Annotated in this window: 22 protein-coding genes; 14 read left to right on the top strand and 8 right to left on the bottom strand. The window is 42.4% G+C overall.

Features of this window, described 5'->3' with window-relative positions; translation table 11 throughout:
- Window positions 1-5 precede the first annotated feature (5 nt).
- Together R8P61_14595 and R8P61_14600 are read left to right on the top strand one after the other, a co-directional pair.
- Window positions 6-467: a cytochrome c gene (locus R8P61_14595; GenBank protein ID MDW3648295.1), complete on the top strand. Its 462-nt coding sequence runs from the start codon at window positions 6-8 to the stop codon at window positions 465-467.
- 53 nt (window positions 468-520) lie between these two features.
- The gene (locus tag R8P61_14600; GenBank protein ID MDW3648296.1) at window positions 521-1,399 is read left to right on the top strand and encodes a transporter; all 879 of its coding nucleotides are present in this window, start codon (window positions 521-523) and stop codon (window positions 1,397-1,399) included.
- A gap of 1 nt (window position 1,400) precedes the next feature.
- Here the strand turns inward: R8P61_14600 and R8P61_14605 are convergent, their stop codons facing one another.
- The gene (locus R8P61_14605) at window positions 1,401-3,113 is read right to left on the bottom strand and encodes a SusD/RagB family nutrient-binding outer membrane lipoprotein (GenBank protein MDW3648297.1); all 1,713 of its coding nucleotides are present in this window, start codon (window positions 3,111-3,113) and stop codon (window positions 1,401-1,403) included.
- A gap of 245 nt (window positions 3,114-3,358) precedes the next feature.
- Between R8P61_14605 and R8P61_14610 the strand changes: the two genes are divergently transcribed.
- Window positions 3,359-4,288, top strand: coding sequence for an arginine deiminase-related protein (locus R8P61_14610; GenBank protein ID MDW3648298.1), 930 nt, complete (start codon window positions 3,359-3,361; stop codon window positions 4,286-4,288).
- Between the two features lie 47 nt (window positions 4,289-4,335).
- Here R8P61_14610 and R8P61_14615 read toward each other — a convergent pair whose 3' ends face one another.
- The 4 genes from R8P61_14615 to R8P61_14630 are packed head-to-tail and all read right to left on the bottom strand — an operon-like array spanning window position 4,336 to window position 7,054.
- On the bottom strand, window positions 4,336-4,776 hold the full coding sequence (locus R8P61_14615; GenBank protein ID MDW3648299.1) for a DUF3299 domain-containing protein: 441 nt from the start codon (window positions 4,774-4,776) through the stop codon (window positions 4,336-4,338).
- Between the two features lie 12 nt (window positions 4,777-4,788).
- Window positions 4,789-5,220: a DUF3299 domain-containing protein gene (locus R8P61_14620; GenBank protein MDW3648300.1), complete on the bottom strand. Its 432-nt coding sequence runs from the start codon at window positions 5,218-5,220 to the stop codon at window positions 4,789-4,791.
- 3 nt (window positions 5,221-5,223) lie between these two features.
- Window positions 5,224-6,414, bottom strand: a complete 1,191-nt coding sequence (locus R8P61_14625; GenBank protein ID MDW3648301.1) for an FtsX-like permease family protein — start codon at window positions 6,412-6,414, stop codon at window positions 5,224-5,226.
- 10 nt (window positions 6,415-6,424) lie between these two features.
- On the bottom strand, window positions 6,425-7,054 hold the full coding sequence (locus R8P61_14630; protein MDW3648302.1) for an ATP-binding cassette domain-containing protein: 630 nt from the start codon (window positions 7,052-7,054) through the stop codon (window positions 6,425-6,427).
- A 224-nt stretch (window positions 7,055-7,278) separates the two neighbouring features.
- Here R8P61_14630 and R8P61_14635 point away from each other — a divergent pair, with 224 nt between their 5' ends.
- The 5 genes from R8P61_14635 (at window position 7,279) to def (ending at window position 15,216) form a co-directional block, all read left to right on the top strand.
- Entirely contained in the window at window positions 7,279-7,683 is a 405-nt protein-coding gene (locus tag R8P61_14635) for a MerC domain-containing protein (GenBank protein ID MDW3648303.1), read from the top strand.
- Between the two features lie 53 nt (window positions 7,684-7,736).
- The gene (locus R8P61_14640) at window positions 7,737-10,844 is read left to right on the top strand and encodes a glycosyl hydrolase (GenBank protein ID MDW3648304.1); all 3,108 of its coding nucleotides are present in this window, start codon (window positions 7,737-7,739) and stop codon (window positions 10,842-10,844) included.
- A 38-nt stretch (window positions 10,845-10,882) separates the two neighbouring features.
- Complete coding sequence (locus R8P61_14645; protein ID MDW3648305.1) at window positions 10,883-11,407, top strand: DUF192 domain-containing protein; 525 nt, start codon at window positions 10,883-10,885, stop codon at window positions 11,405-11,407.
- Between the two features lie 69 nt (window positions 11,408-11,476).
- Window positions 11,477-12,589 (top strand): DUF3179 domain-containing protein, encoded by a 1,113-nt coding sequence (locus R8P61_14650; GenBank protein MDW3648306.1) that lies wholly within the window; start codon window positions 11,477-11,479, stop codon window positions 12,587-12,589.
- Between the two features lie 134 nt (window positions 12,590-12,723).
- Window positions 12,724-15,216, top strand: coding sequence for a peptide deformylase (def, locus tag R8P61_14655; GenBank protein MDW3648307.1), 2,493 nt, complete (start codon window positions 12,724-12,726; stop codon window positions 15,214-15,216).
- A 64-nt stretch (window positions 15,217-15,280) separates the two neighbouring features.
- Here the strand turns inward: def and R8P61_14660 are convergent, their stop codons facing one another.
- On the bottom strand, window positions 15,281-16,117 hold the full coding sequence (locus R8P61_14660; GenBank protein MDW3648308.1) for a penicillin-binding transpeptidase domain-containing protein: 837 nt from the start codon (window positions 16,115-16,117) through the stop codon (window positions 15,281-15,283).
- 51 nt (window positions 16,118-16,168) lie between these two features.
- Here R8P61_14660 and R8P61_14665 point away from each other — a divergent pair, with 51 nt between their 5' ends.
- Entirely contained in the window at window positions 16,169-16,918 is a 750-nt protein-coding gene (locus tag R8P61_14665; protein ID MDW3648309.1) for a DUF1295 domain-containing protein, read from the top strand.
- Window positions 16,919-16,933: 15 nt separating this feature from the next.
- Here R8P61_14665 and R8P61_14670 read toward each other — a convergent pair whose 3' ends face one another.
- Window positions 16,934-18,709: an ABC transporter ATP-binding protein gene (locus R8P61_14670; GenBank protein MDW3648310.1), complete on the bottom strand. Its 1,776-nt coding sequence runs from the start codon at window positions 18,707-18,709 to the stop codon at window positions 16,934-16,936.
- A 173-nt stretch (window positions 18,710-18,882) separates the two neighbouring features.
- On the opposite strand from R8P61_14670, the gene R8P61_14675 reads away from it, so the two are divergent.
- From R8P61_14675 to R8P61_14690, 4 genes are all read left to right on the top strand, one after another.
- Complete coding sequence (locus R8P61_14675) at window positions 18,883-19,299, top strand: DUF1801 domain-containing protein (GenBank protein ID MDW3648311.1); 417 nt, start codon at window positions 18,883-18,885, stop codon at window positions 19,297-19,299.
- 18 nt (window positions 19,300-19,317) lie between these two features.
- A complete protein-coding gene (locus R8P61_14680) occupies window positions 19,318-20,769 on the top strand; it encodes a serine hydrolase (GenBank protein MDW3648312.1) in 1,452 nt (483 codons plus the stop codon).
- A gap of 89 nt (window positions 20,770-20,858) precedes the next feature.
- The gene (locus R8P61_14685; GenBank protein MDW3648313.1) at window positions 20,859-21,689 is read left to right on the top strand and encodes a hypothetical protein; all 831 of its coding nucleotides are present in this window, start codon (window positions 20,859-20,861) and stop codon (window positions 21,687-21,689) included.
- Complete coding sequence (locus tag R8P61_14690; protein ID MDW3648314.1) at window positions 21,689-22,444, top strand: N-acetyltransferase; 756 nt, start codon at window positions 21,689-21,691, stop codon at window positions 22,442-22,444. The genes R8P61_14685 and R8P61_14690 overlap by 1 nt, the downstream gene beginning before the upstream one ends.
- 223 nt (window positions 22,445-22,667) lie before the next feature.
- On the opposite strand, the gene R8P61_14695 is transcribed toward R8P61_14690, so the two are convergent.
- Complete coding sequence (locus R8P61_14695) at window positions 22,668-23,945, bottom strand: aminotransferase class V-fold PLP-dependent enzyme (GenBank protein ID MDW3648315.1); 1,278 nt, start codon at window positions 23,943-23,945, stop codon at window positions 22,668-22,670.
- Between the two features lie 119 nt (window positions 23,946-24,064).
- On the opposite strand from R8P61_14695, the gene R8P61_14700 reads away from it, so the two are divergent.
- Window positions 24,065-24,754, top strand: coding sequence for a hypothetical protein (locus R8P61_14700; GenBank protein ID MDW3648316.1), 690 nt, complete (start codon window positions 24,065-24,067; stop codon window positions 24,752-24,754).
- Window positions 24,755-24,885: the final 131 nt, after the last annotated feature.

A 24,885-nucleotide genomic window follows, 5' to 3' on the forward strand; every position in this document is an offset into this window, starting at 1 on the left:
AGAATATGAGAATATTTGGTATATTTCTAGTGCTGGGTATTATTTGGATTTCCTGTACAGAGGAAAAACAAGCCAAATCTGATCAGACACAAAGCCCGAAAACGGAAGTAAAAAAAGAAGAACCGAAAGAGGTAGATCCGAGATTTGCGGAGGGAGAGGATAATTATAAAACACACTGTATGACCTGCCATATGAAGGACGGCTATGGTGTACCAAATCTCAATCCTCCCCTTGCAGAAACCGAATGGGTCAATGGAAATAAAGATACGCTGATCAGTATAGTACTCGAAGGAAGGACGGGTGAAATGGAAGTCAATGGCGAAGTGTACAATGGCGTGATGATCCCACACAATCACTTAAGTGATCAAGAAATAGCTACTATACTAACATATGTCCGGGCAAGCTTTGGGAACAAATCCAGCCCAGTGATGGAAGAGGAGGTTGCCGGGGTCCGGGCGCAATTATAGATCGGATGAAATTCCTGCTTTGCTTTTCCCTGTTTTGCTTTTTTTCTTTGGCTATGGCCCAGAATAATAAAGCCAGCCTTTCCCGTTTGGAGATCTATGATATTCGTAAAGGCTCAAGGGAAGTCATTTATGAGCATAAAAAGCATTTTGAGGCTCCGAACTGGAGCCCCGATGGCTCCTATCTCTTATTCAATAGTGCGGGAAGGCTGTACAAAATCAATTTAAATGGGCGAAAGCCCGAGGTAATGAATACGGGTTTCGCCCGACAATGCAATAATGATCATGGCATCTCCCCGGATGGATCATTCATTCTCCTCAGCAATAATGACCTGGAAAGAAAAACGGGACCAAGTACCGGAGGGACATCTCGGATATACCAGATTCCTATAGAAGGGGGCGAACCCAAGATTCTCACCCCTATAGCCGCTTCCTATTGGCATGGGATTTCTCCTGATGGGAAGGTGATTGCTTATACTGCTTCCAGAAATGGAGAGTTTGATATCTACATCACCCATTTAAACGATAATGAATGGCATGATGAAATCCGTTTGACCGATGCACCAGGTCTGGACGATGGGCCGGACTATTCTCCAGATGGCCGATATATATACTACAATTCCTATCGGAACGGGAGCATGGAAATATGGCGTATGGATGCTGATGGTTCTTTTAAGACCCAACTCACCAATGATGAATACTCCAATTGGTTTCCCCATCCTTCTCCGGATGGCAAACATTTGGTTTTTATTTCATATCTCAAAGACCAGGGCTATGCCCATCCCCCTATGAAAGATGTCATGCTCCGGCTCATGGATTTAGAAACGGGAGAGTTAGAAGTTCTCTGCTCCTTCACCGGTGGTCAGGGCACAATCAATGTTCCTTCCTGGGCACCGGATGGAAAACGCTTTGCCTTTGTCAGTTACGAATTTTAGCCTAGCGGAATAAAGAGGGATCATTCGTATCCCAGAAAACGGTATCATTCACATACGGAAGAGGTCCACCAAAGCCTCTGAAGATCTCTGGAGCAACTCTTGGAAAACCAATAGGATCAATAGCTACAGGATCGAGTAAAGGCTGTATGTTTAAGGGCATAGCTGTTCTACGATAGTTGTTGTATGCCTCAAATCCATTTCCCCAAAGCGCTATCAGGTATTCTTTCATGATGATATCCAGCTTCTCCTCAACTGTAGCTACCCGATTGTATTGATATAAGACATAGTTGATGTAGTTTTCTTCCTCCATCTGAAGTCTGTTAAGAATTTCTCCTACACTTTCACAAACAGGAAGCAGACAGCTATCCGGTCGGAAATCAGGGTCAAGATTAACAGCAAAACTCCTTACCTTTTCAAAAGATTTACGGATACCTTCTTCCAGCATAATTATAGGATTGTCCTGGGTTCCTATTGTCAGGGCAGCTTCCGCACGAATGAAATACATATGCGATGCATGAAGCATAGGCAAAAGGGCTAAATTTTCTCCTGTCCCTCTGCTATTGCCCGCTCCTCTTTCAAAGGAGTTATCGTCAAACTTTCCCCCAAATGGATATAAGCCAATCAGTGTTCTACTTTCCTTATCATCGCTAGGCCCCATTCCATTTCCATGATCTCTTCCATAATATCCAGCTTCACTAGCGATACAATAGGGCATATTGCCATCTATATCTTTATAATGCTGAGGAGTTTCAGGTATCACGCCCCCCTGACCGAGTACCTCAAAATTCGGACAAATTGCGACTCTATCAGGACTAGTAAAATCAGGAACTTGTCGATAGAAATAAAAACTGCTTCTTGGATCAGCTACTGATTTTTCCTCTGTCAGTAACCACATAAAATAATTGGACATAAAAGGAGGCTGCCAATCACCATTATCTCTATAAGTTAGTTCGAATAAAGGGGCTAATTCCCCTTCTCGACCCGGAGCACTTTGATAGCGATATTGAAAGTCCTCCGATATATCTTCTATTAGCTGACCATCTTGAATTATCTTATTGATCTCCTCCCGGGCATTTTCATCCACTAAACGGGTGTTATTATACGCCCGGAGCTTCAAACTATTTGCGAGTCGTATCCATTTATTAGCATCTCCCGCAAAAAACAAATCAGCAACAGGGGATTCCTGGCTTTTTTCCAAATCATCTACCGCTTCACTCAGTAGGCCAATTGAAAGCATATAATTTGAATCTTGCGGAAAACCTGCATAAAAACCCTGACTTGTATTTCCGTTTAAAGAAGGCACTTCACCAGACACTGGCGCTAATTCATATTCATTACTCAAGTCAATTATCATTTGGTAAGTAAAGGCTCGAAGGATCTTGCTACTTCCTGAAATAAAATAGGATTCTCGCAAGTCCGATGATCTGATTAACTCCCTGCTGGAAGTACTCAATTCTCCAAACAATCTCGCAGCTTCTTTTGTAACTGTGAATTTATCCACCCCTTCTCTATAGCTAGAATTTCTCATAGGAAGCATACGACTCATTTCCATAGTATAGGCTTGCCATTCCTCAAAGAAATCAATCAGGTGGATCTGGCTTTCTGCATACAAAATGTGTAATTCTTCCTCACTAAGGGGGTCTCTTCCAGTATCTCGGCAGGAAAAAAACAGAACTGAGATAAGGAGTATTAAGCAGAAGTGATGGATTTTCATGGTTTGTAAGGTGTATATATCGGAACAAAAAATGACTTAGAAATTCAGGAAGTCTTCTATTTCATCAGCATCGGTATAAATATAAGACGCAGCAAAGAGCTTTTCCATAAAGTCATCCAATAAAATATTTCCATTTTAGAAGGCTTCCCACTGAAAAAAGCGCAATATATTTCGTCCATTTTCAAATTTTTTTAAGGGCTTCCTTATTATAGATTTGGGCATTACATTCGGGCAATTTTTAATATATGACAAAACAGATTTCTTCTCATATTCTCATGGTCCGGCCTGCTAATTTTGGCTACAATGCGGAGACAGCGCAGAACAATGCTTTTCAGACAAACGATCAAAGTTTGAGCATTAATAAGATTAAACAAAAGGCCATTCAGGAATTTGATGACTTCGTGCAGACTTTGAGAAATGCAGGAGTAGATATTATCGTCGCCCAGGATACAGAGGAACCGATAAAAACGGATGCGGTTTTTCCCAACAACTGGCTTACGACCCATGAAAATGGAGCTGTCATCACTTATCCCATGTATTCAGAAATGAGAAGTCGGGAGAGAAGAGAGGATATAATAGAGGATCTGGGAAAGAGATTTGAGGTAAAGGATCGTTTCCATTTGGAGGGAGGTGAGTCCCAAAATCTCTATCTGGAAGGAACCGGGAGCCTGATCCTCGACAGACCTAACAAATTGGCTTATGCCTGTACAAGCGACAGAACCAGTGTAGAACTACTGGATAAGTTTTGTTCTTTCACTGGCTACAAAAAAGTTCTCTTTCAATCCGTCGATCGAAACGGAATTGCGATTTACCATACCAATGTAATGATGGCTTTGGGAGAAACCTTTGTGGTTATTTGCATGGATAGCATTCGCGATTCCGATCAGAACCAGGCATTACGCAGACTTTTTGCCAGTAAGGATAAAGAACTTATAGATATAAGCCTGGAGCAAATGGAAGCTTTCGCAGGAAATATGTTGCAGGTTAAAAATGAAGATGGAGATACTTTCCTGGTTATGTCCAGCCAGGCATATAAGTCCTTAAGAGAAGATCAAATAGACAAAATTCATCAGCATACGAAAATCCTGCATAGTCCTTTAGACACGATAGAGGCTTATGGAGGCGGGAGTGCACGTTGTATGATGGCTGAGGTTTTTCTCCCTTTGAAAGTATAGTCTTTCGACAAAGTGTTTTCTGAGGCCTCCTGAGAATTTTTCGGAACTTACTCCTCTACTTCTTCAGCTGATTGAAGCAGGTAGTTCAATTTATCAATATCCTCGATGTTCAATTTTAAAATTCCTTTGAAACTGAGGTACTGATCCGTATAGTAAGTCTTGTCGTAAGACGTCAATTCCAATTCCAGGACCGTTTCCGGACCGGCACCTCCACAAAAGAAACAAGAGGCAAAGGGATTTTGAGACAGGATGTATCTTTCCGGTTCGATAGGAATGATGTACCCACTGATTTGCACCTCTTTATCTTCCAGATCTTTTACACTTTGGCCGAAAGTTGGATACGGTAGATACTGGTCAAATTCTTCATAATACTTATCCTCGAAACTGACATCGCTCAGATTCGACCAGTCAATCTTGATAAGCGGAGGATGAAAGGCCAGCAAAAGAGGCATAGCCAGAGCTAAAATATAGGTAGTTATCTCTTTCATAAGTTCGAGCAATTAATCATTCAACACCTGGGCTTTGTCCAAAATATAATTCAACTCTAATTCTGCATCATTCAGCTTAAGAATGCCTCGAAATTCGAGATATTCATCCGTCTCAAATTTTCGGTCATAATCTTCCAAGCGCAATTCAATCACAGACTCCTGCCCTGCCCCACCACAAAAAAAGCAGGAGGCAAATGGAAAGGCAGAAAGTACGTATTGCTCACCACTTACATCCATAGGAAGGACATAGCCTTTAATTTTTACTTCTTTCCCCTCCAGTCCTTTTACAGACTCACTGAAACTCGGAGTACCATACCAAAAATTTGCCTCATAATTCTGGACATAAGAATATTCTATCTCCGCAAGAGTTTCCCAGCTCAAATCAAGCTGAGCGGAAAGTCGAGAAGAGGCTAGTATAAATAGGATAAAAATAAATTGTCTCATAAATCAGGAACTGAGGGTTTCAGCGATATCCGTCCTCCATGCATTGAGGGCCGGTAAAAATGCAGCCAATACACCGAGGATCAAACTGGCAATTAACAAAAAGCCCTCTTCTTGCATACTCGATAATACGTCAAGATCATATCGGTAGTTGGTTTGGATTAAAGAATCCAGGATCTGGATTCCCAGGCGACTCATCAGAATACCCGCTATGTATCCAATAATGGCAATCATCAAGCCTTCCAAAACAATCATCATGAACAATTCAGGGCGCGTCGCTCCCAGGCTTCTCATCAAGGCCAATTCGTATTTGCGGTCGAGCAGATTATTATAGAGGGAAATAAAGATGCTGATTCCAGAAATAATCATGATTGCAATAGCAATCCCTCGAATCAGTTGAATTCCTACGGCAAAGAGGTCAAAAAGACGATTCACCTCAATAGCAGGCAATGCTGCCTGCATACTCGTTTGGCTATTGACCATTCGGGGCAGCTGCATCATACCCATAGGACTACGAAACTTGATGAGCATGGCAGTTATATCGCGGTCTTTTTCCTCCACATCATCATGCTCCTCCTCATGTTCCTCATGCACTCCCCAAATACTTTCGAGACCTGTCAATATCAATTGATCCAGAACAGTACCTGATTTCTCAAGCGTTCCTACTACTTTATAAGGATGATTTTCATGCGCATTGACTTCTCCTATCAGGCCGTGATTGCTAAAAAACTCATCGCCTATCTTGAGTCCGAGTCTTTCAGCCAGGACTCCTCCCAGCACTACCTCAAACTCATGATCCCAGGCATTCCCTGCTTCGATTTTCCCTTCGTAGAGTTTCAGGTATTCATCTGTAGTTCCCAGTATTTTAAAGCCTTTGTAGTTATCTCCAAACGCCAGGGGGATTCCCTGCTCTACCAAAGGATGCTTTTTTAGTTTATTAGCTTCTGCAAGGGAAATATTACCTGTCGGATTATCGATATGATAGACACTGCTTAGAATCAATTGAAGAGGACTGCCTTTCGCCCCTATCACCATATCGATCCCCCTGATGTTCTTTTTAAAGCTTTCATCCAAACTTTCCCGCATAATCAAAAGCAAGGAAATAATCCCTACTCCCATAGCAAAAAGGAGCAGACTCATAAAAGTCGGCCAGGGTCTTGCCCAAAGATTCTTCCAGCTTATTTTAAATAGATTCAATTTCTTTTGCTTAGAGTTCGACTCGGTTATCAATGCGATCCTTCAGACGCTTATCATGGGTAACGATCACTAAGCTCGCTCCAGCGATTTCTGCCTGTTCTTTCAAAAGATCCAGCACCTGTTCACAGTTCTTGTCATCAAGCGCACTAGTAGGCTCATCTGCCAAAATCACTTTAGGTTGATTAATAAGCGCACGAGCAATGGCTACTCTTTGTTGTTCGCCGATACTTAGTCTATGGGGATAGTCTTTCAACTTCCCCCCTAAATTCAATCGACCCAGGGTATCTCTTATAATCCCACTTCCCCTATTTTCTGATCGGGCAAAAAGCTGGGCCATCTTCAGATTTTCCTCCACGTTCAGGGCCTTGACAAAATGGGCTGACTGAAATACCATACCTATGTGTCTTCCCCGAAATATATCCAGGCTAGCTGCCGGCATGCTACTAATTTCTTCTTCGTCTATAAAAATTTGCCCCGAAGAAGGCCGAATAAATCCCGCAAGTAAATTGAGAAAGGTAGTTTTCCCTTTTCCCGATTCTCCCAGAATCAAAAGACTTCCCCCTTTCTCGACATCAAGATCAGGAAAATGAAAAGTTCGTTCAGGAGTATATGAAAATGCTAAAGCCTGGGTTTGCAACATAGACATGAAATTCCCTGCAAATATAGTTTGAAATCTGTTGAATGCTTAAATATAAGAGCTTCTTTCCAGCGATTTGAATATTCTCGACCAATGGCTTAGAGGCTTTGACAAACAGGATTTGGGGAGATATGAGGCAATCCGTTGCTAGCTGACGATCGAAGGCTAAAATTATTTAGAAATATTTTTGCAACCCTGTTGCAAGAAGCATTATATTTGCCCTATCTATGATGAACATCCACAGAAAAGATAGAGATAGTAGAGAACTTTCTGATGTATTGGGAATGGGCAGTGCACTTTTATGCCTGCTTCATTGCGTTGCTGCTCCGGTCCTTATCGGATTTGGTGCCAGCTTACAGGAAGTCCACAGCTCTTTCTTCCTCCATGAATTTTGGGATATTGTCTTTCTTGCATTGGGTTTTATCGCGGTTTTCTTCTCAAGTAAACATAGCCGAAGCAGCTTCCTGAAGATTCTCTTGTGGACGACTTACCTTTCTCTTTTCTGCAGCGTTTTGCTTCACCATAGCAGCCCCGTGTTTGAATACCTCATATATGCTGCTTCTATCATTCTCATCATAGCTCACACCCTCAATTTTCGGAAACTCGTCTTACAGAAAAGTAGCCGTATCTAAATTGCGATTCAGCACCTGAGATACTATATTGACCTAAACAAATCGAAACTACTATGTCTCGCCCTATTAGCCTATTTTCCATTTTTTTCCTCCTCCTGATTTTCTTCATCAGTCCTGAAATCCAGGCACAAAAGAAAAAGAAGAAAAAGAAAGAAGTAGCAGAAGTTCCTACTCTCACTTACTCAGAAAGCATGTACCAGGCCATGAGCTGGAGAAATGTCGGTCCTCATCGCGGAGGCCGTTCTACAGCTGTTGCAGGCTTAGCACATGATCCCTTTACTTATTATATGGGAACCACCGGAGGAGGATTATGGAAAACTAGTGATGCAGGTGCGAGCTGGAGTAATATCTCCGATGGTTTCTTTCAGACAGGATCTGTGGGGGCTATAGCTATAGCAGATTCAGATCCAAATGTCATTGTGGTTGGCATGGGTGAATCACCTGTAAGAGGGGTTATGACTTCCCATGGAGATGGGGTTTATAAATCAACGGATGCGGGAAAAACCTGGAAGCATATGGGCCTGAATAAAGTGCGCCAAATTTCACGGGTTCGTATCCATCCAAAAAATCCTGATCTGATCTATGTTGCCGCCCAGGGGAGTCCGTATGGATATACGGAAGACCGAGGTATTTATAAAAGTACAGATGGCGGAGAAAATTGGGAGAAAGTTTTGTACGTAAGCGAAAAAGCAGGTGCATCGGATCTGAGTATGGATGCCCATAATCCTCGTGTACTATATGCCGCTTTCTGGGAACATATCAGACATCCCTGGAAAGTAGTCAGCGGTGGACCTGGTAGTGGAATATATAAAAGTACAGATGGAGGGGAAAATTGGGAAGAATTGAGTAAAGGTCTACCGGATTTGATGGGGAAAATCGGAGTTTCAGTTTCTCCCGCAGATCCCAATCGTGTATATGCCATTATAGAATCCCCGAAAGGAGGGCTGTATCGCTCAGATAATGCCGGAGAATCTTGGAGACTTATCAATGGAGACCGTATCCTGCATGCGAGAAGTTGGTACTATATGCATGTTTTTGCCAATCCGGTGGATGCCGATCAGGTCGTAGTCTTGAATGCTCCTTACCTTCGTTCCAAAGACGGGGGCAAAAGTTTCAGCCCTGTAAGAACGCGACATGGGGACAACCATGACCTTTGGTACAATCCCACCAATCCCGATATACAAATCAATGCCAATGATGGAGGTTCAAACATCACCTTCAATGGAGGAAAAACCTGGAGTATTCAAAGCAATCAGCCTACGGCCCAGTTTTACCGTATAAATGCCGATAACCGCATACCTTACTATATATACGGCGGCCAACAGGACAACAGCAGCATGGCCGTACCAAGCCGTACAGCTCGCGGAGGAATCTCCGTAAATGATTTTTATCCGGTAGGAGGCTGCGAAAGTGCCTATACGGCTTTCGACCCTAATGATCCCAGCATTGTTTATGCGGGTTGTTATCAGGGAATCATCGAAGCCTATAATACGGAAACACGTACCGGCAAAGATGTGATGGCCTACTCTTTCCTTGGATTGGGTACACAGCCTAAAGATCAGAAATATCGCTTCAATTGGAATGCCCCAATTCTGGTTTCCAAACATAATCCTGAGGTGATTTATCATGCAGGAAATGTATTGCTCAAATCCACCAATAAAGGATTGGCATGGGAAGATATAAGTGGAGATTTGACCAGAAATGTAGATGAGCATCTGGGCTTTGGCGGCGGACCTATTACCAGTGAAGGAGCCGGTGGAGAAGTATATCATACCATTTACTATATCGCAGAATCCCAAAAAGACGCCGAGACGATTTGGGCAGGAACAGATGATGGTTTACTTCACCTTACCAAAGATGGTGGAAAAAGCTGGACCAATATCACTCCTCCCAATATCGGGGAAGCCATGATTAATGCGATCGAAACTTCCTCTCATGAAGAAGGCACAGCCTATGTTGCTGTAAATAGATACAAATTCAATGACTTTACCCCCCATATCTTTATCACCAAAGATTTCGGCAATACCTGGGAAAGAAAAGTATCAGGCATAGAGGAAGAAGCCCATGTACGAGTTGTTCGTGAAGATCCCAAAAGAAAGGGCTTACTATATGCAGGTACAGAAACCGGTTTGTATATCTCTTTTGATGAAGGAAATAGCTGGAAGAAATTTCAATTGAATCTCCCCATTGTCCCAATTACAGACTTGAAGGTACACCACAATGATCTTCTGGCTGCAACCCAGGGACGTGCATTTTGGGTCTTGGATGACCTTACTCCTTTGCATCAGATGGAAGAAAGCATTTCAGATGCCCAGGCCCATCTCTTTCAACCCCGAAATCCTTATCTCTATGGAGGTGGAAGAAATGACCGCTCCAAGACCCTGGGGGTAAATCCGGATAATGGAACCGTCTTCTTCTATACCCTCGCCAGCGACAGCTTGAAGCCCACTGCAAAGATTTATGATGAAGGAGGAAACTTGATCCGGGAGATCAAAAAAATGCCTGCAAAAGAAGGGATGAACAAATGGGTATGGAATATGCAGACTGAGAAGATAGAAGGAATAAAAGGGATCATGGTTATTGGAGGGTTAAATGGCTTTGAAAAAGGACCGGGCAATTACAGAATGGAAATGTTTGTTGGTGAAGACACTTTGAGTAGAAGTTTCAAAGTATTGCCTGATCCACGTTTTGGAGCCTCACTCAGAGAATACCAGGAAAAAGAAAGCAGCATGATCAAAGCCTATGATGCTGTTACAGATCTTTATGCTTCTGTAAGGGATTTACGAGCCGCAAATAAGCAGATTTCTTCTTTTCTGGAACTATTGGGAGACGATCACGAAGAACTGACGAAAGAAGGAAAATCTATTCAGAAAGAAATCAAGGAATTGGAAGCTCTATTGATCCAGCCGAAACAAAAAACATTTCAGGATGTAATTAATTTCGAGAATAAACTGGACGCGAATCTGGTATACATCATGGGTGCAATTGATGGTTCTCCCCCACCCGTAACACAAGGGCAGAAAGATCGTTTAGTTGATGTTCTTGCGGATTGGCAGGAAGTTTCTGCAAGGATTGATCAGCTTTTGGGAGAAAAACTCTCTGCATTTAATCAGGCAATCAAAGCGAAAGATATCCCCCTTATTCAAGTGGGAAATGAATAAAATTGTAAGAATAGGTCAAGTTCAACGACAATTCTGATATGAGGAAATATTTATTTACATCCGGCTATAGCCTTTTGATAGTAGCTGTCTTTAGCCTGCTCCTTGTTGGATGCAAATCCGGGGGCAAAGATAATTCCAGCTTTTCCCAACCTTTGGAACCTAAATTTGTGAAAGAAGGAAGTTTAACCCTCATTGATAAAGACAATCAGGCCAGTATTCGCCAGATTGATATAGAGATTGCAGATGAACCGGAAAGTATTGAAATCGGATTGATGTATCGCCGGAACATGAGCGATAGTCAGGGAATGCTATTTATCTTCCCGGCATCGGAACCCCGCTCTTTTTGGATGCGAAATACCTATATCTCTCTGGATCTGATCTTTATTGATTCCGAAAACAGGATAGTCAATATCCAAAAAAATGCCTCTCCAATGTCTGATAAATCCTTGCCCAGCACCGCTCCAGCACAATATGTACTCGAGGTGATCGGTGGCTTTTCTGACAAATATGGATTAGAAGCCGGAGACCTGATCAGTTTTGAACGAATAAAAAATCCTGCCTGATTGAATTTCTGTCATCTTTAAGACATACCCAAGCCAGACTATCGACTATTTTTGATTGTCTAGTTTGGTATGAAAGCAATTGCCCACATATTTTTTGCAATTATTCTCCTGGGTTTTATCGCCTGCGAAGAATCAGCAGAGGTACCTGATCCCGGTACAAATCAAGGCAATGGAAATCCTAACCCCAACCCAAGTCCCAGTCCTACAAATCCTGATTGGCTAGTTCCCATAGAAGAAGTATTGGATGGGGGTCCGGGCAAAGATGGTATCCCTTCTATAGATGAGCCTGAGTTTACAGATGTTATTGACGCGCGTTCATTTTTGTCAAACCAGGACCTGGTAGTAGGGATAAAAATCGGGAATAAGACAAAAGCCTATCCACACATGATTCTGGATTGGCATGAGATTGTGAATGATAGTCTGAATGGGCAGTATTTTTCGCTGAATTACTGTCCCTTGACAGGTACTGCTTTTGCCTGGGATAGAAATATTAATGGAAATGTAACCACTTTCGGAGTTTCTGGTCTATTGTATAACTCCAATCTCATTCCTTATGATAGGGAAACGGATAGCGAGTGGTCCCAATTGCTCCTGACATCTATTCACGGGAATAATAAAGGAGTAGAAGCAGATTTGATCCAGGTGGTAGAAACCAGTTGGGAAACCTGGAGTCAAATGTACCCGGATACACGGGTGATGAATACGAATACAGGGTTTGAACGGAGATATGGCCTTTATCCTTATGGGGATTATCTGACAAACAATTCACTCATATTTCCGGTTAATCCCTTAAACGATCTTTATCATAAAAAAGAGAGGTTCCTCGGCATCTTGCAAGGACAATTCCTCAAAGCCTATCGATTCAGTGCGGTGAATCATTCACCTATCGAAGTTCGGCCAGATTTTTTTGCAGGAATTCCTTTGGTGGTTGTTGGCAGCGAAAGCAAAAATTTTCTACTCGCCTATCAGCGTAAATTGGAGGATGGTACAGAGCTGAATCTATCTGCGGTTCAAAATGAGTTGCCGGTAGTTATGAAAGACCAGGAAGGAAATAAGTGGGATGTTTTTGGGGAAGCAGTGAGTGGACCTAGGCAAGGAACAAGATTAGTAAAAATTAAACAGACCATCGGATATTGGTTCGCTTTAGCAGCATTCTATCCAAATCCGGAAGTTTTTAGATAAAAAATCAACAAAACCGAAAACACAAAGAGTTATTGATTTGTTTCATTAAGAATAATTAGTGAAGTGTGGTGTGAACAAAGACATCGACTGTGCAAAACGGTTCGGTGTCTTTTCCTTTTTATATATATTTGAGGATGAAAAGAACACTCCTGTTAACAGCATTATCCCTCATCCTGTTTTTTCCACTTTTTTCCCAGGATTCATTTAGTGAAACTGAAAAAGAATTCATCCTCTCCGGTGAGAAAGAAAGCCCTATGCGCTTGTATTTAATCACCCAAAAAGAGGATTCAACTTTACTGAGAGAAAAGTCAGCAGATGTAAGGGTGGATAAAGAGGATGAAGTACTTCAATATTTCATCCGAAGATTATACAAAACCGTTACCGACCCAAAATCAATGGGAGTAGGCATAGCCGCTCCACAAGTAGGTCTTTCGAGAAGAATCATCTGGGTACAAAGATTTGACAAAGAAGGATTTCCTTTCGAAGTATATCTCAATCCCAAAATTGTACAATACACCAGTTTGAGACAGGAAGGCCTGGAAGGATGTCTGAGTATTCCGGATGTGAGAGATACTGTAAATCGCGGATATGCCATCCTGATTGAATACGATAAGCTTGACGGATCTCATCATTATGAGATGATCGAAGATTTTACAGCTGTAATCTTTCAACATGAGATCGATCACCTCAATGGCATCGTATTTACCGATCACCTGAATGAAGAGATGGAGAATGCCCAGAAAGGCAAAGTCCTGGCATCAGATAAAGCCACTGAATCAAGTATCCCACGTGCAGATGAACGCTGGCAGCAAAGAATTTCCTATAAAATGGAAATCGACATGGATGTACAGAAGGATCAGTTAAGCGGAGTTCAAAATATCGCATACACCAATCATTCACCCGATACCCTCAATTCTGTTTTTTATCATCTTTACTTCAATGCTTTTCAACCAGGTAGTATGATGGATGTGCGTTCCAGAAGTATCCCTGATCCGGACGGTCGTGTCAGAGATCGAATTTTTCATCTGGAAGAAGATCAGATTGGGTATCAAAAAATCAAATCTCTCAAATACCGCGGGGAAGCCATAGAGTTTAACATGCAGGGAACTATTCTGGAAGTAGAGCTCCCTTCTCCCATTTTACCTGGGGAAACGGTACAATTGGATATGGAATTTGAGGCGCAGGTTCCCCTACAAATCCGTAGAACCGGTAGAGATAATCGCGAAGGCATTGAATATTCAATGGCTCAGTGGTATCCGAAGCTGTGTGAGTATGATTATGAAGGATGGCATGCCAATCCCTATGTAGGCAGAGAATTCTATGGGGTTTGGGGAGACTTTGATGTAACCATCAATATTGATAAGAAGTACGTAGTTGCAGCTTCAGGCTATTTACAAAACCCCAATAAAATCGGGCATGGATACGAGGATGAAGGAGTTGAAATTGAGCCGGTCGAAGGGGATAAATTGAGCTGGCGTTTCATCGCCCCGAATGTACATGATTTTCTTTGGGCAGCTGATCCGGACTATCGCCATACCAAACACCAGGTCCCTGATGGTCCTATGCTTCATTTCTTTTATCAGGTGGACTCTACCCGCAACAATTGGGAGAAACTTCCTGAAGATGCTTCAAAAGCATTTCAAATCCTGAATAAGACCTTTGGCAAATATCCCTATAAACAATACTCTGTGATCCAGGGAGGAGATGGGGGAATGGAATATCCCATGGCGACCCTAATCACAGGATCTCGTTCTTATGGAGGTCTCCTTGGAGTTACGGTACATGAAGCCATCCATAGCTGGTATCAAATGGTACTGGGAAGTAATGAGTCTCTCTATCCCTGGATGGACGAAGGATTCACCAGTTTTGCCAGTAGCTATGTATTGGACAAGATCAACAATAAGAATAGCCTGAATCCCTATGCGGGTTCATATTTCGGATACCAAAGCCTGGTGCAAGCCAATGCAGTTGAGCCTATGAGCATGCATTCAGATCATTATAGTCTGAATAGAGCATATATTACCTCTGCCTATTCCCGGGGAGCCATCGCGCTTAACCAACTAAGTTATATCATGGGCGAGGAGAAATTCTATCCAGCCATGCTTCGCTACTATAATACCTGGAAATTCAAGCATCCCAATGTAACCGATTTCAAACGCGTGATGGAAAAAGAATCCGGTCTGGAACTGGATTGGTATTTTGAATACTGGATCAATAGTACGCACAATATTGACTATGAGGTCAGTACGCTGGAAGCCTTTAAAAAAGGAAGCAAGGTAAGCTTGAAGAGAGTAGGTAAAATGCCGATGCCATTGGACATTCTTGTTACCTATAAAGATGGGAGTCAGGAGCTGATTTATATTCCCCTCGTTATGATGCGGGGCGAGAAAGAGGCTGAAGCCTGGTATGGGGAGGTAAAAAGGACGGTATTAGAAGACTGGCCCTGGACAAACGAAGAATATACCTTCACCCTCGATAAGAATCCCAAAAATATTGATCGTATTGTGATTGATCCCAGCTACCGGGTAGCTGATATTGATCGTAAGAACAATTATTTCCCGTCAAGTAGTAGAAAAAAAGGCGGTATGTTTGGCTCAAGAATGAAGCGAGAAGAGATACGGGAATAAAAGATTTTTTATAAACGCATGATGCAATGCTTTAGGGGTCGATTAAGATCGGCCCCTATTTTTTTTACATCAGTTCGAGGGCTTCTAAACTCACATCGATACGATGATTGACGAAGTCTCCAATATTTTCCTGATCCAGAGGTTGAATATGTGTGGCGAAATAGAGGATACGATCCCCTTTCTCCATTCTTCCTACGTACCAACCCATATTTATTCCGCCATCTATTGACCAACCACTTTTGGCATAAAGTGGATCCTCTGACTTCCCTTCCACCCGCATAATCTTTTTGAGTATTTCCACGAACTTTTCTTCCACCTTTAATTTCCCTTCAAAAATCCGCTGCAGAAAATCAATCTGTTGAAATGGGCTAATCCGGGAGTCCCCCATGAGCCAAAAGGTATCCAAACTTTCCTCATCAAAGACCATCTCTTTATACTCCATTTTGTCTACCCAATGCCTCATTTGTTTTACTCCCACTTCTCTTGCCAAATGCTGATAACAAGGCACACAGGAAACCTGAAAGGCACGAGCCAGATTCATATCTTCTTCCCATACATCCAGGGCCTTCTCTTCCCCATCCCAGTAGAACATACTCGTTTCATCTTTCACCACTCCCGTACTCAAACCTACCAGGCTATTAGCGATCTTGAAGGTTGATGCAGGTAAGTAGCCCGATTCACTATAGGATTTATCATTGCCATAGTAGGTATTCTGATCAGGATCATAAATCAAGATTCCTCCAAAAACATTCCTTGCCTTCAACAGACTGTCAAAGGCAGGCATTTCTTCGAATTTCATTTGGCTGGAGATTTCCATAGATTTCATCTCATCTTTCTTCTTCTCTTCCTGACAGGAAAATAAGAAAAAGATTATCAGGCTTAGGGCTGCTATTTTATACAATTTGAGTAATTTTCAGGCTTAATCTCAGGATCCAAATTTAGGTATTTATCCATGAATTTCTACTACTGCCTGCTCGCTGCCTGGTCCCTACTTGCGATTATTATTTTGCTGGTTCTTTTGTTTACAAAACTGATTGCTCCTTATGGGAGACACAATCATTTGAAAAGCAAAATGACCATCGCCAATCACTGGGGATGGTTCTGGATGGAATTGCCGGCTTTGGTCTTGTTTCCATTAATTACCTGGATCGGTCCTTCTACAAAATCCTCCTTCCTCTATTTATTGCTCGGGCTTTGGGTTCTCCACTATTTCAACAGAAGTATACTATTTCCTTTTCGACTAATAAGTCAGGGAAAACAAATGCCTTTGCTTATTCTCATTTCGGCCTTGCTTTTCAATGCCACAAATGGATTTTTCAATGGCTATTATCTGGGCTTTCTGGGAGAAAGTCAATCCCTGGATTTTAGCTTAAACCAAATACTAGGGCTTCTCCTATTTTTTGGAGGTTTCTTCATCAACCTTCAGGCAGATCAAATACTTATCAAGCTCAGGAAAAAGGGCAAAGGATATCAAATTCCCCAAAAGGGTCTATATCCTTTTATTTCCTGCCCAAATTACTTGGGAGAAATAATGGAATGGACAGGCTTTGCTTTATTGGCCTGGAATCCGGCTGCAGCAAGTTTTGCACTCTGGACCTTCTGCAATTTATTTCCTCGCGCACTCACTCACCACAAATGGTATCAAGAAAAGTTCCCGACTTATCCCGCATCGCGAAAAGCCATTATTCCTTTTTTGATATAACTTCAAAAAAATAATCTATATCCGGGATTGATAGGTATGCAGATCAAAATAACGCCCTTGCTTTGCCATCAATTCATCATGGCTTCCTCTTTCGGCTATTTTACCTTCTTCTATCACCAGGATTTGATCAGCTTTACGAATGGTACTCAAACGGTGAGCAATGACAAAGGTAGTTCTCCCTTTGAGTAACTCAGTCAAACTCTGTTGGATAAATTTCTCACTCTGATTGTCCAGGTTTGAAGTAGCTTCGTCAAGGATAAGTATACGCGGATTGGCCAGGATCGCTCTTGCAATGGTAATTCTTTGCCTTTGTCCACCAGAAAGCTTCACTCCTCTTTCCCCAATCAAGGTTTCCAGTCCCTCCTCAAAACGATCTGCGAATTCATGTACATAGGCTGCTATGACCGCATTTTCGATTTCATCTGTGGTCGCTGAAGGACGTGAGAAGAGAATGTTTTCTCGTATGGTCCCTTCAAACAAAAAGTCATCCTGCAAAACCACCCCGAGTTGAGAACGGTAGGATTCTAAATTGATGCTTGAGAGATCGATTCCATCGACTGTAATGGTCCCGGAATCGGGATTTAAGAAAGAAGCTGCTAATCCGGCGATGGTTGTCTTTCCGGAACCAGAAGTCCCTACCAAGGCTATGGTAGAGCCTGCAGGAGCATCAAGATTTATGTCAGTCAATACCTCTTTACCTTCATCATAGGAGAAATGAACATCCGAAAAAATAATATCTCCTTTGATTTCGCCAATCTTATATGTCCGATTCGGGTCATCATCTTCGGTTTTCATTTGCAATAATTCTTCTGTCCGATCCAGTCCGGCAAGGGCATCTGTCAGCTGGCTACCGATATTTCCGATCTGAACAATAGGAAATACCATAAGGGCGAGTATACCCATATAGGCAAGCAAATCCCCTTCAGTCATATTCTCTGCAATCAAATCCGGAGTAGCCAATAAAAGAATCAAGACAGTCGCTAATCCAATCAGAAAAGTTGCCATACTGGTAACAAAACTGGTGGTAGTCAGAGAGCTTTTGATGTTTTCATAAATTCGGAGCACACCGGATTTAAATACTTGAATCTCCTGTTCCTCCGCATGAAATCCTTTGATTACCCGTATGCCACCCATTGACTCTGTCAGACGTCCGTTGACTTCTGCCTGAATCTTTCCCCTCTCCCGGAAGATAGGTCGAATCCTTCCAAAAGCGCGAAAAGATATAACGCCAAAAATGATCAAAGGAACCAAGGCGACAAAGGTAACTTTCGCATTGATGTAAATGAGGAAAACAAAGGCTCCGACAGCCGTAATACTGCCTCCGATCAATTGGGTAAAACCTGTTCCGACCAGATTCCGAACCCCTTCCACATCCGTCATCACCCGGGAGACCAGACTCCCCGATTGGGTATTATCATAGAATTTGGTTGGCAATTTTATAATATGCTGCTGCACCCGAGAACGCAGTTCTGCAATCAGGTACTGAGCTTCTACGCTCAATAGTTTAACCAAATAATAAGAAGTAACGGCCTGTATAGAAATGGCAATCAAAATCGCTGCCAAAAGGGGGTAGAGTAATTCGGTATTGCCCATTCCTACTACCTCATCTATGATGTATTTAGGTGCTATAGGCAAAACAAAGCCGGCAGCTCGACTTATCAATACCAAAAAAAGCCCGAAGCCCAGCAGCCGCCTACGCGGCCAAATATAGGTTTTAAATGCGGCTTTGAGGTTACTTCTGGGTTTCGCTTTCTTTTGCTCAGTTTTCTTAGCTTCTAGTGTTTCAGCCATTTTATGGTGTTAAATAGGAGTTTCGGTTTCTGTGTATGCTTGACACAGTGCGGGAAAAAACGTGACAGATAGAATTCCCGTTTTTGCATAGATTCCTTCTCCTGATTTGCCTCTCGCAGACTTTTTTAGGAGATTGAATACTATTAATCAGGAAGTTCGAAAAAGATTTCAGTATGGCAAAATTAAAGACACATGTAACGAATCAGGATGTCATCGCATACGTCGAAGCAATCGATCATGAGCGAAAAAAAGCAGAAGCTTTTCAAATCCTGGATATGATGAAAGAGATCACAGGAATGGAGCCTCGGATGTGGGGACCTTCCATCATTGGATTTGGGTCTTATCATTATAAATATGAAAGCGGGCATGAAGGAGATGCAGCCTTACTTTCTTTTTCCCCCCGCAAAGCAAAGCATGTTCTATATGTACTGAACCAATTTGAGGGACAGGAAGCCCTATTGGAAAAGGTCGGGAAGTACAAAACCGGAAGAGTATGCCTGTATATTAACAAATTGGCAGATATAGACTTTGAAGTACTTCGAGAGATTTGCAAATCCGCATTTGAGCATGCAAAACAACAACACACTTAGCCTATCTCAAATATAAATATGAAACAACTATCTACTTTCATTGTGGCTTTGCTGCTATTAGGCAGCTCATTCGCCCAACAAAAAGAAACCTACGATTACACACGGGCCAACAGAGACATGGTGAGCCATGGAGTTCAGGCCATCCTCATGTGTAATGGACTCTTTACCTCTGAAAGAAGCCTTGAGCAGGTTTTTTCTCAGGAATTAGCTTATCTACCCCAGCCGGTAGGTACAGCCAGAGGAGGTGATTATCAGGTGGATTGGGAAAGAAAAACCGTATCCATCGGTGTACCCGGTGGGACTCCCGTTATGCGAGCTGTATTTAGAGAAGGTATCGGCTGCATCATACTTGCCCCGGACCAGACCTTTGAAGATATCCCTGATTTACCGGAACAAAGCCTTCCCATCCTGGCCGGTGATCCTGCAGAAATCGATTGGCCTATGGGAGATCAAAATGCCCACAAGGAAATTCCCAAAATGGTGGATAAAGAGGCATTGGCAGCTGCCTCTGATTGGGCATTTGAGCGGGAAAGTTCCGAGCAGGTAAGTCTGAGTCTGATTGTTATGCATAAAGGAAAAATCATTCATGAGCGTTATGCAGAGGGCGTAAATATGTTTACCAAAACCCGTACCTGGTCCACAGCCAAAAGCATAGCTGTAAGCCTGATCGGGATGATGGTAGATCAAGGAAAAATGAATCTGGATGAACCTCTGGGACTTGATTGGTTACCTAAAGGGAGAGATCCGGAAACTGATCCCAGAAATAAAATTACCTTACGCCATGTACTCAATATGTCCAGCGGTTTGTATACCGTCGATAATGGTCGAATGGAATATGCTACCGGTTCCGGGCTTTCATACTGGGCAGGAGCCAGCTCTATCAATGGAGCTCGGAATCGTGGCCTGATCCGTGAACCTGGCAGCCATTGGGATTATGAAAATTATGATACCATTTTGGGTGTAGTGGCAATGAAAAAAGCCCTGGGTGGTGATTCAAAAACCTATATCGAATTTCCACGCAAAGCCCTATTAGATAAACTGGGAATGAGAAATACCTTTTTGAGTACAGATAGATTTGGCGATTTTATATTGAGTAGTCAGGTCTATACCAATGCTCGCGATTTGGCGCGATTTGGTCAATTGTACTTACAGGGAGGTGTTTGGAAAGGAGAAAGGTTAATCTCTGAAGATTGGATCGAATTCGTTCGAACTCCTGCTCCATCCACTGCAAAAATTGGGAATATGTATGGCGGCCAGTGGTGGTTGGTTCCGGATAGTAGAAATGATGTTCCAAAGACGGCCTATTCTACTGCGGGGAATCGTGGTCAATATGTTATTGTGGTCCCCGAATATGATCTGGTAATTGTACGCCGAGGACTTGATTATGGACGCCAGGGTTTCAATCGATGGGACCTGACCCGAGAAGTTCTCAAAGCTTTTCCAGAAAAGGCAACTTCTGACAATGATTAATTAGGCATAAAGCCTGATAGAGAAATATATGAATGGAAGGATCTTCTCCTTCCATTTTTTATTTTATACTCAATACACCTACACCACCCATGAAGAAATTACTGTTCAGCATCCTCCTCCTATCCCTCTTCGGACTTAGCCATGCCCAACACAGTGCGGCCAAACCTGGTGAAATGGTCGTCATCGAAGGCGATTATTTCGGTGATCCCATTGATGGATATAATTTGTATTTACCGAAGACTTATCCTTCCAACATTCAATCTTATCCGATCCTCATCTACCTATGCGGCGGAAGTTCGGTTGGAGGTGAAATTGATGTGGTTAAACGCTGGCCCATTCCCAAATTGCTAGTGGAAGAAACAGACATGAGCCTGGAAAGAAACCAATATGCCCTGGACTCTTTTATTGTGGTTGCGCCTCATATGAAAGCGGGTCCTTTTCGTGAACGCCAATGGTACCTGAATGAAGGAGCCATTGAAATGATTTTATCAGAGATATACGAGAAATACAATGCCGATCCCTACCGGGTGTATATCACCGGATTGAGCCGAGGAGGTCATGGTACCTGGGGATTGATGTCAAAAATGGGAGATCAATTTGCAGCAGCCGTACCTATAGCCGGAGAAACCCATGGAGTTGAAGGCTATGATAAAATGCTTAAGCTTCCCATTTGGACGGTTCATAATACGGAAGACAATATGGTGGGAGACGGTGACACAAAAAAGATCGTTAGCAAGTTGGAGGAATTGACGGGAGAGAAATTTCTTAAATTGAATAGCCCTACAGGAGCTGAAAGTGATTACCTGAATCATAGCCGTATTTTCAGTTCTGTTCCTGCGGAAGGTCATGATTCCTGGACCCCTATGTATGAGAGTGTAGAATTTTATAAATGGCTGCTCAAACATCGCATTAAAGATTGATGAAAGAATTGGATATTGACATTCGAAAAGTAGCCCTAAGTGAGATTTTGCCTTTACGCGAACTCTATCTACAGGAATGCAATTTCCAGATTCGATACGATGCCTGCCACATCAGAAACTGGACAGACTCTTACCTTATTTCTTTGGCTGGGAAAAAGATCGGATATGCATCCATCAAAGGATTGGATGAGCTTGCGGATAGAAATGCCATTTTTGAATTCTACCTGCTTCCTCATCTTAGAAATAAATCTTCCTTAGTTTTCGCAGCAGTTCTGGAAAAGGTTCAAGTTCCCTATTTGGAATGCCAGAGCAATGATCTCATCCTTTCTCCTATACTTTATGAATTTGGGAAAGAAATTGAAAGCAAAGTCATTTTATTTGGGGAAAGTCATCAAAGTCTGATCAAGAAAGAGAACGTTATTTTTCGCCCTCTCAAAAAAGGCGATGATGTATTTGGGAAGAAAGAAAGTGATAAGGGAGCATATGTTTTAGTATGGGAGGGCGAAGTTATTGCAGATGGAGGCTTTCTCACCCATTACAATCATCCCTTTGCAGATCTCTACATGGAAGTAGCCAAGGATTTTCGGGGAAAAGGATATGCCAGTTATATCTTGCAAGAAATTAAAAAGGCCTGCTATGAAGCGGGAAAAGTCCCTGCAGCCAGATGCAGCATTTCCAATCCAGCCTCAAAAGCCAGTCTGCTTAAAGCAGGTATGCAGGTGCTTGGCTATATGTTGAAGGGGAAGGTCAAATAAATGTTGGAGCAGCACAGATTTTCTCAGAACGAGTTATAAATCAAGAAACGATATAGAGGTTAAACCTAAACTCAACAAGACTCTGTCATCCCGGATATTTTCCTCACTCTGCTCGAAAAACTCCGAGATGACAGTTCTTATTTGATAATTGAATGCTTTGACAATGTTAATATTGTTCCCTAAATGGTACAATATATGAGCTGGCCCTAGCGGTGTATTATTATCAATCAATCTGATCTTCCATTGCTTTAATCAAAAAATCCACATCCTTTTTCGAAGTACAAATCGAAAGGGATATCCGCAAGGCATTAAGCCCATGTGTGCTCATGGGACGACAATCAATTTTATACTCATCGAAAAGGGCTCGCTTTACCTTCCAAACATCCTTGCCCACAACTTCAACTCCCTGGATGGGACCCGAAAGATCATCCGCAGCAGGGCTTTTCAATTTCAGCCCCTCAATTTTAGAGACTTTCTCCCGAAAATACCGCTTTAGCTCATAATGCCTGCCTACGATTTTCTCATGACCGATCTCATTTCGATAATCGACCGCCGCTCCGAGCCCTAAATATTCTGGCAAATTGCGGGTATTATAGTTTTCAAAACGGCGAATACTTTTGTCTTTGTATCCTCTGGCGACAATCATGGGAGTGAGTAATTTTTGCGCTTTTTCTGTCGCATAAAAAATCCCCATTCCTTTGGGTGAGAACAACCATTTATGTGCACTATTTGCATAAAAATCACATCCCAATTCATGCATATCAACATCTATCGCACAAGAAGATTGAGCCCCATCAACTGCTACTAAAATTCCTTTTTCATGCGCCATTTCGGAGATTTCCTTGATCGGCAGGATCATTCCATTGGTATTGGTAAGGTGAACGATGGAAATGACTTTAGTATGTTTCGTGATGGCTTTTCGAAAAACATCCAGCAATTCTTCTTTAGATTCTGGCAAGGTGGGAAGTTTGGGACGCACAAGTTTTACTCCCCTACTCTCCTGATGAAACCGCCAGGGAGCCATTGCACTCATATGCTCATGATCACACAGGATTACTTCGTCTCCTTTCTTAAGATCCAGACTGGAGGCAATGAGGTTCATGCCTTCGGTAGTATTATGGATCAAGGCAATTTCTTCTTCATCAGCTTTCATCAAGCCAGCTACTTTCGCCCGGACTTTTTCTTTCTCTTCCTGCCAACCTCCCCACATGTATTTGGAGGGAAAGCCATCCAGGGTAGCTCGGAATCCGTTGGTCGCCTCGACAATAAAGCGAGGACAGGGGCCTAAAGAACCCGTATTGAAATAGTTTAAGTCATCTTCAAAACTGAATTGGGCTCGAATTTCTTCCCAATAGGCTTCATCTTCTTTAGTAGAAAGGGAATTCCCCAGATCCTCCCAGCTTTCCAAAAGGCTATTCTGTCTGGCCTGAGTTAGTATCGGTAGTCCGGCTAATCCTAAAAGTCCTGCTCGGAGGAAATTGCGTCTGCTCTTAGTCTTCATAGATCGATGTTTGAAAGAAATATGAATCTACGGATTTTAGTGAGATGCTTAGGCTATTTTTGAAATTCTCTTGTTTTCAGCAGGTAATTTCACCAGATTTAGCCTACAAATACATTCATATGCAAGCACTTATCCAAACTCCTTGCCCCTCTCTCGAAGAAAGCCTTTCCTTTTATACCCGTCTGGGATTCAAGATTGTTTCTCCGGAAAATCCATGTGTCGTTTCTGATGGAAAAGCTTTTATTGAGATAAATCCGGATCGCTTTGCACGAGCCGGATTGAAATTGTACAAGGAAAGTTGGAAAAATGAAATCGCAAAACTCAAAAGAAGTATACCTGTCCTGGAGACAGAAAATGGAGCTTTATTTGCAGACCGAAGTGGCGTTTGGATTTACCTTATTGAAGGTAAAGCTGGTCTGGAATTGAAAGCAGAAGAAAACAGCAGTTCTCATCTTGGCAATTTTGCTGGTCTGAGTTTAGAAACCATTGATATAGCTGCTGCAGCTGAAGTCTATGAAATCCTGGGGTTTAACAAGACTATGGGAGGTCCCGAACAAGGATGGGCCGCCTATCAGCATGATAGCGGTATAGGGGTCAGTTTGATGAAACCCAATGCTTGTCCTCACCTCTTTTTCAATCCCTCTATGACTTATTTCAATGGAGGCAAAAATCTTCCAGTTATCGCCAAAATCAAAGAAGCAGGCATTCCGATAACAGAAGGTATCACGGTTTTCAATAAAGAAGGAATAGTTGACAATGTGATCATCCGTGATCCAGGCGGATATGGCTTTTTCATTTTTAATGATTAAGACTTTGAGAAGTCTTCCCTTTTTTCACCGAAAATGAAAACAAGCCACCGACCTGCATATGGAAGGACTTGTAGGCGCATTTCCATTGATGGTACATTCAGGAAATTGGGGCAGACCTTGAAGGCTTTAAA

The sequence above is a fragment of the Bacteroidia bacterium genome (assembly GCA_033391075.1).
In the GTDB taxonomy this organism is placed as follows: domain Bacteria; phylum Bacteroidota; class Bacteroidia; order J057; family J057; genus JAWPMV01.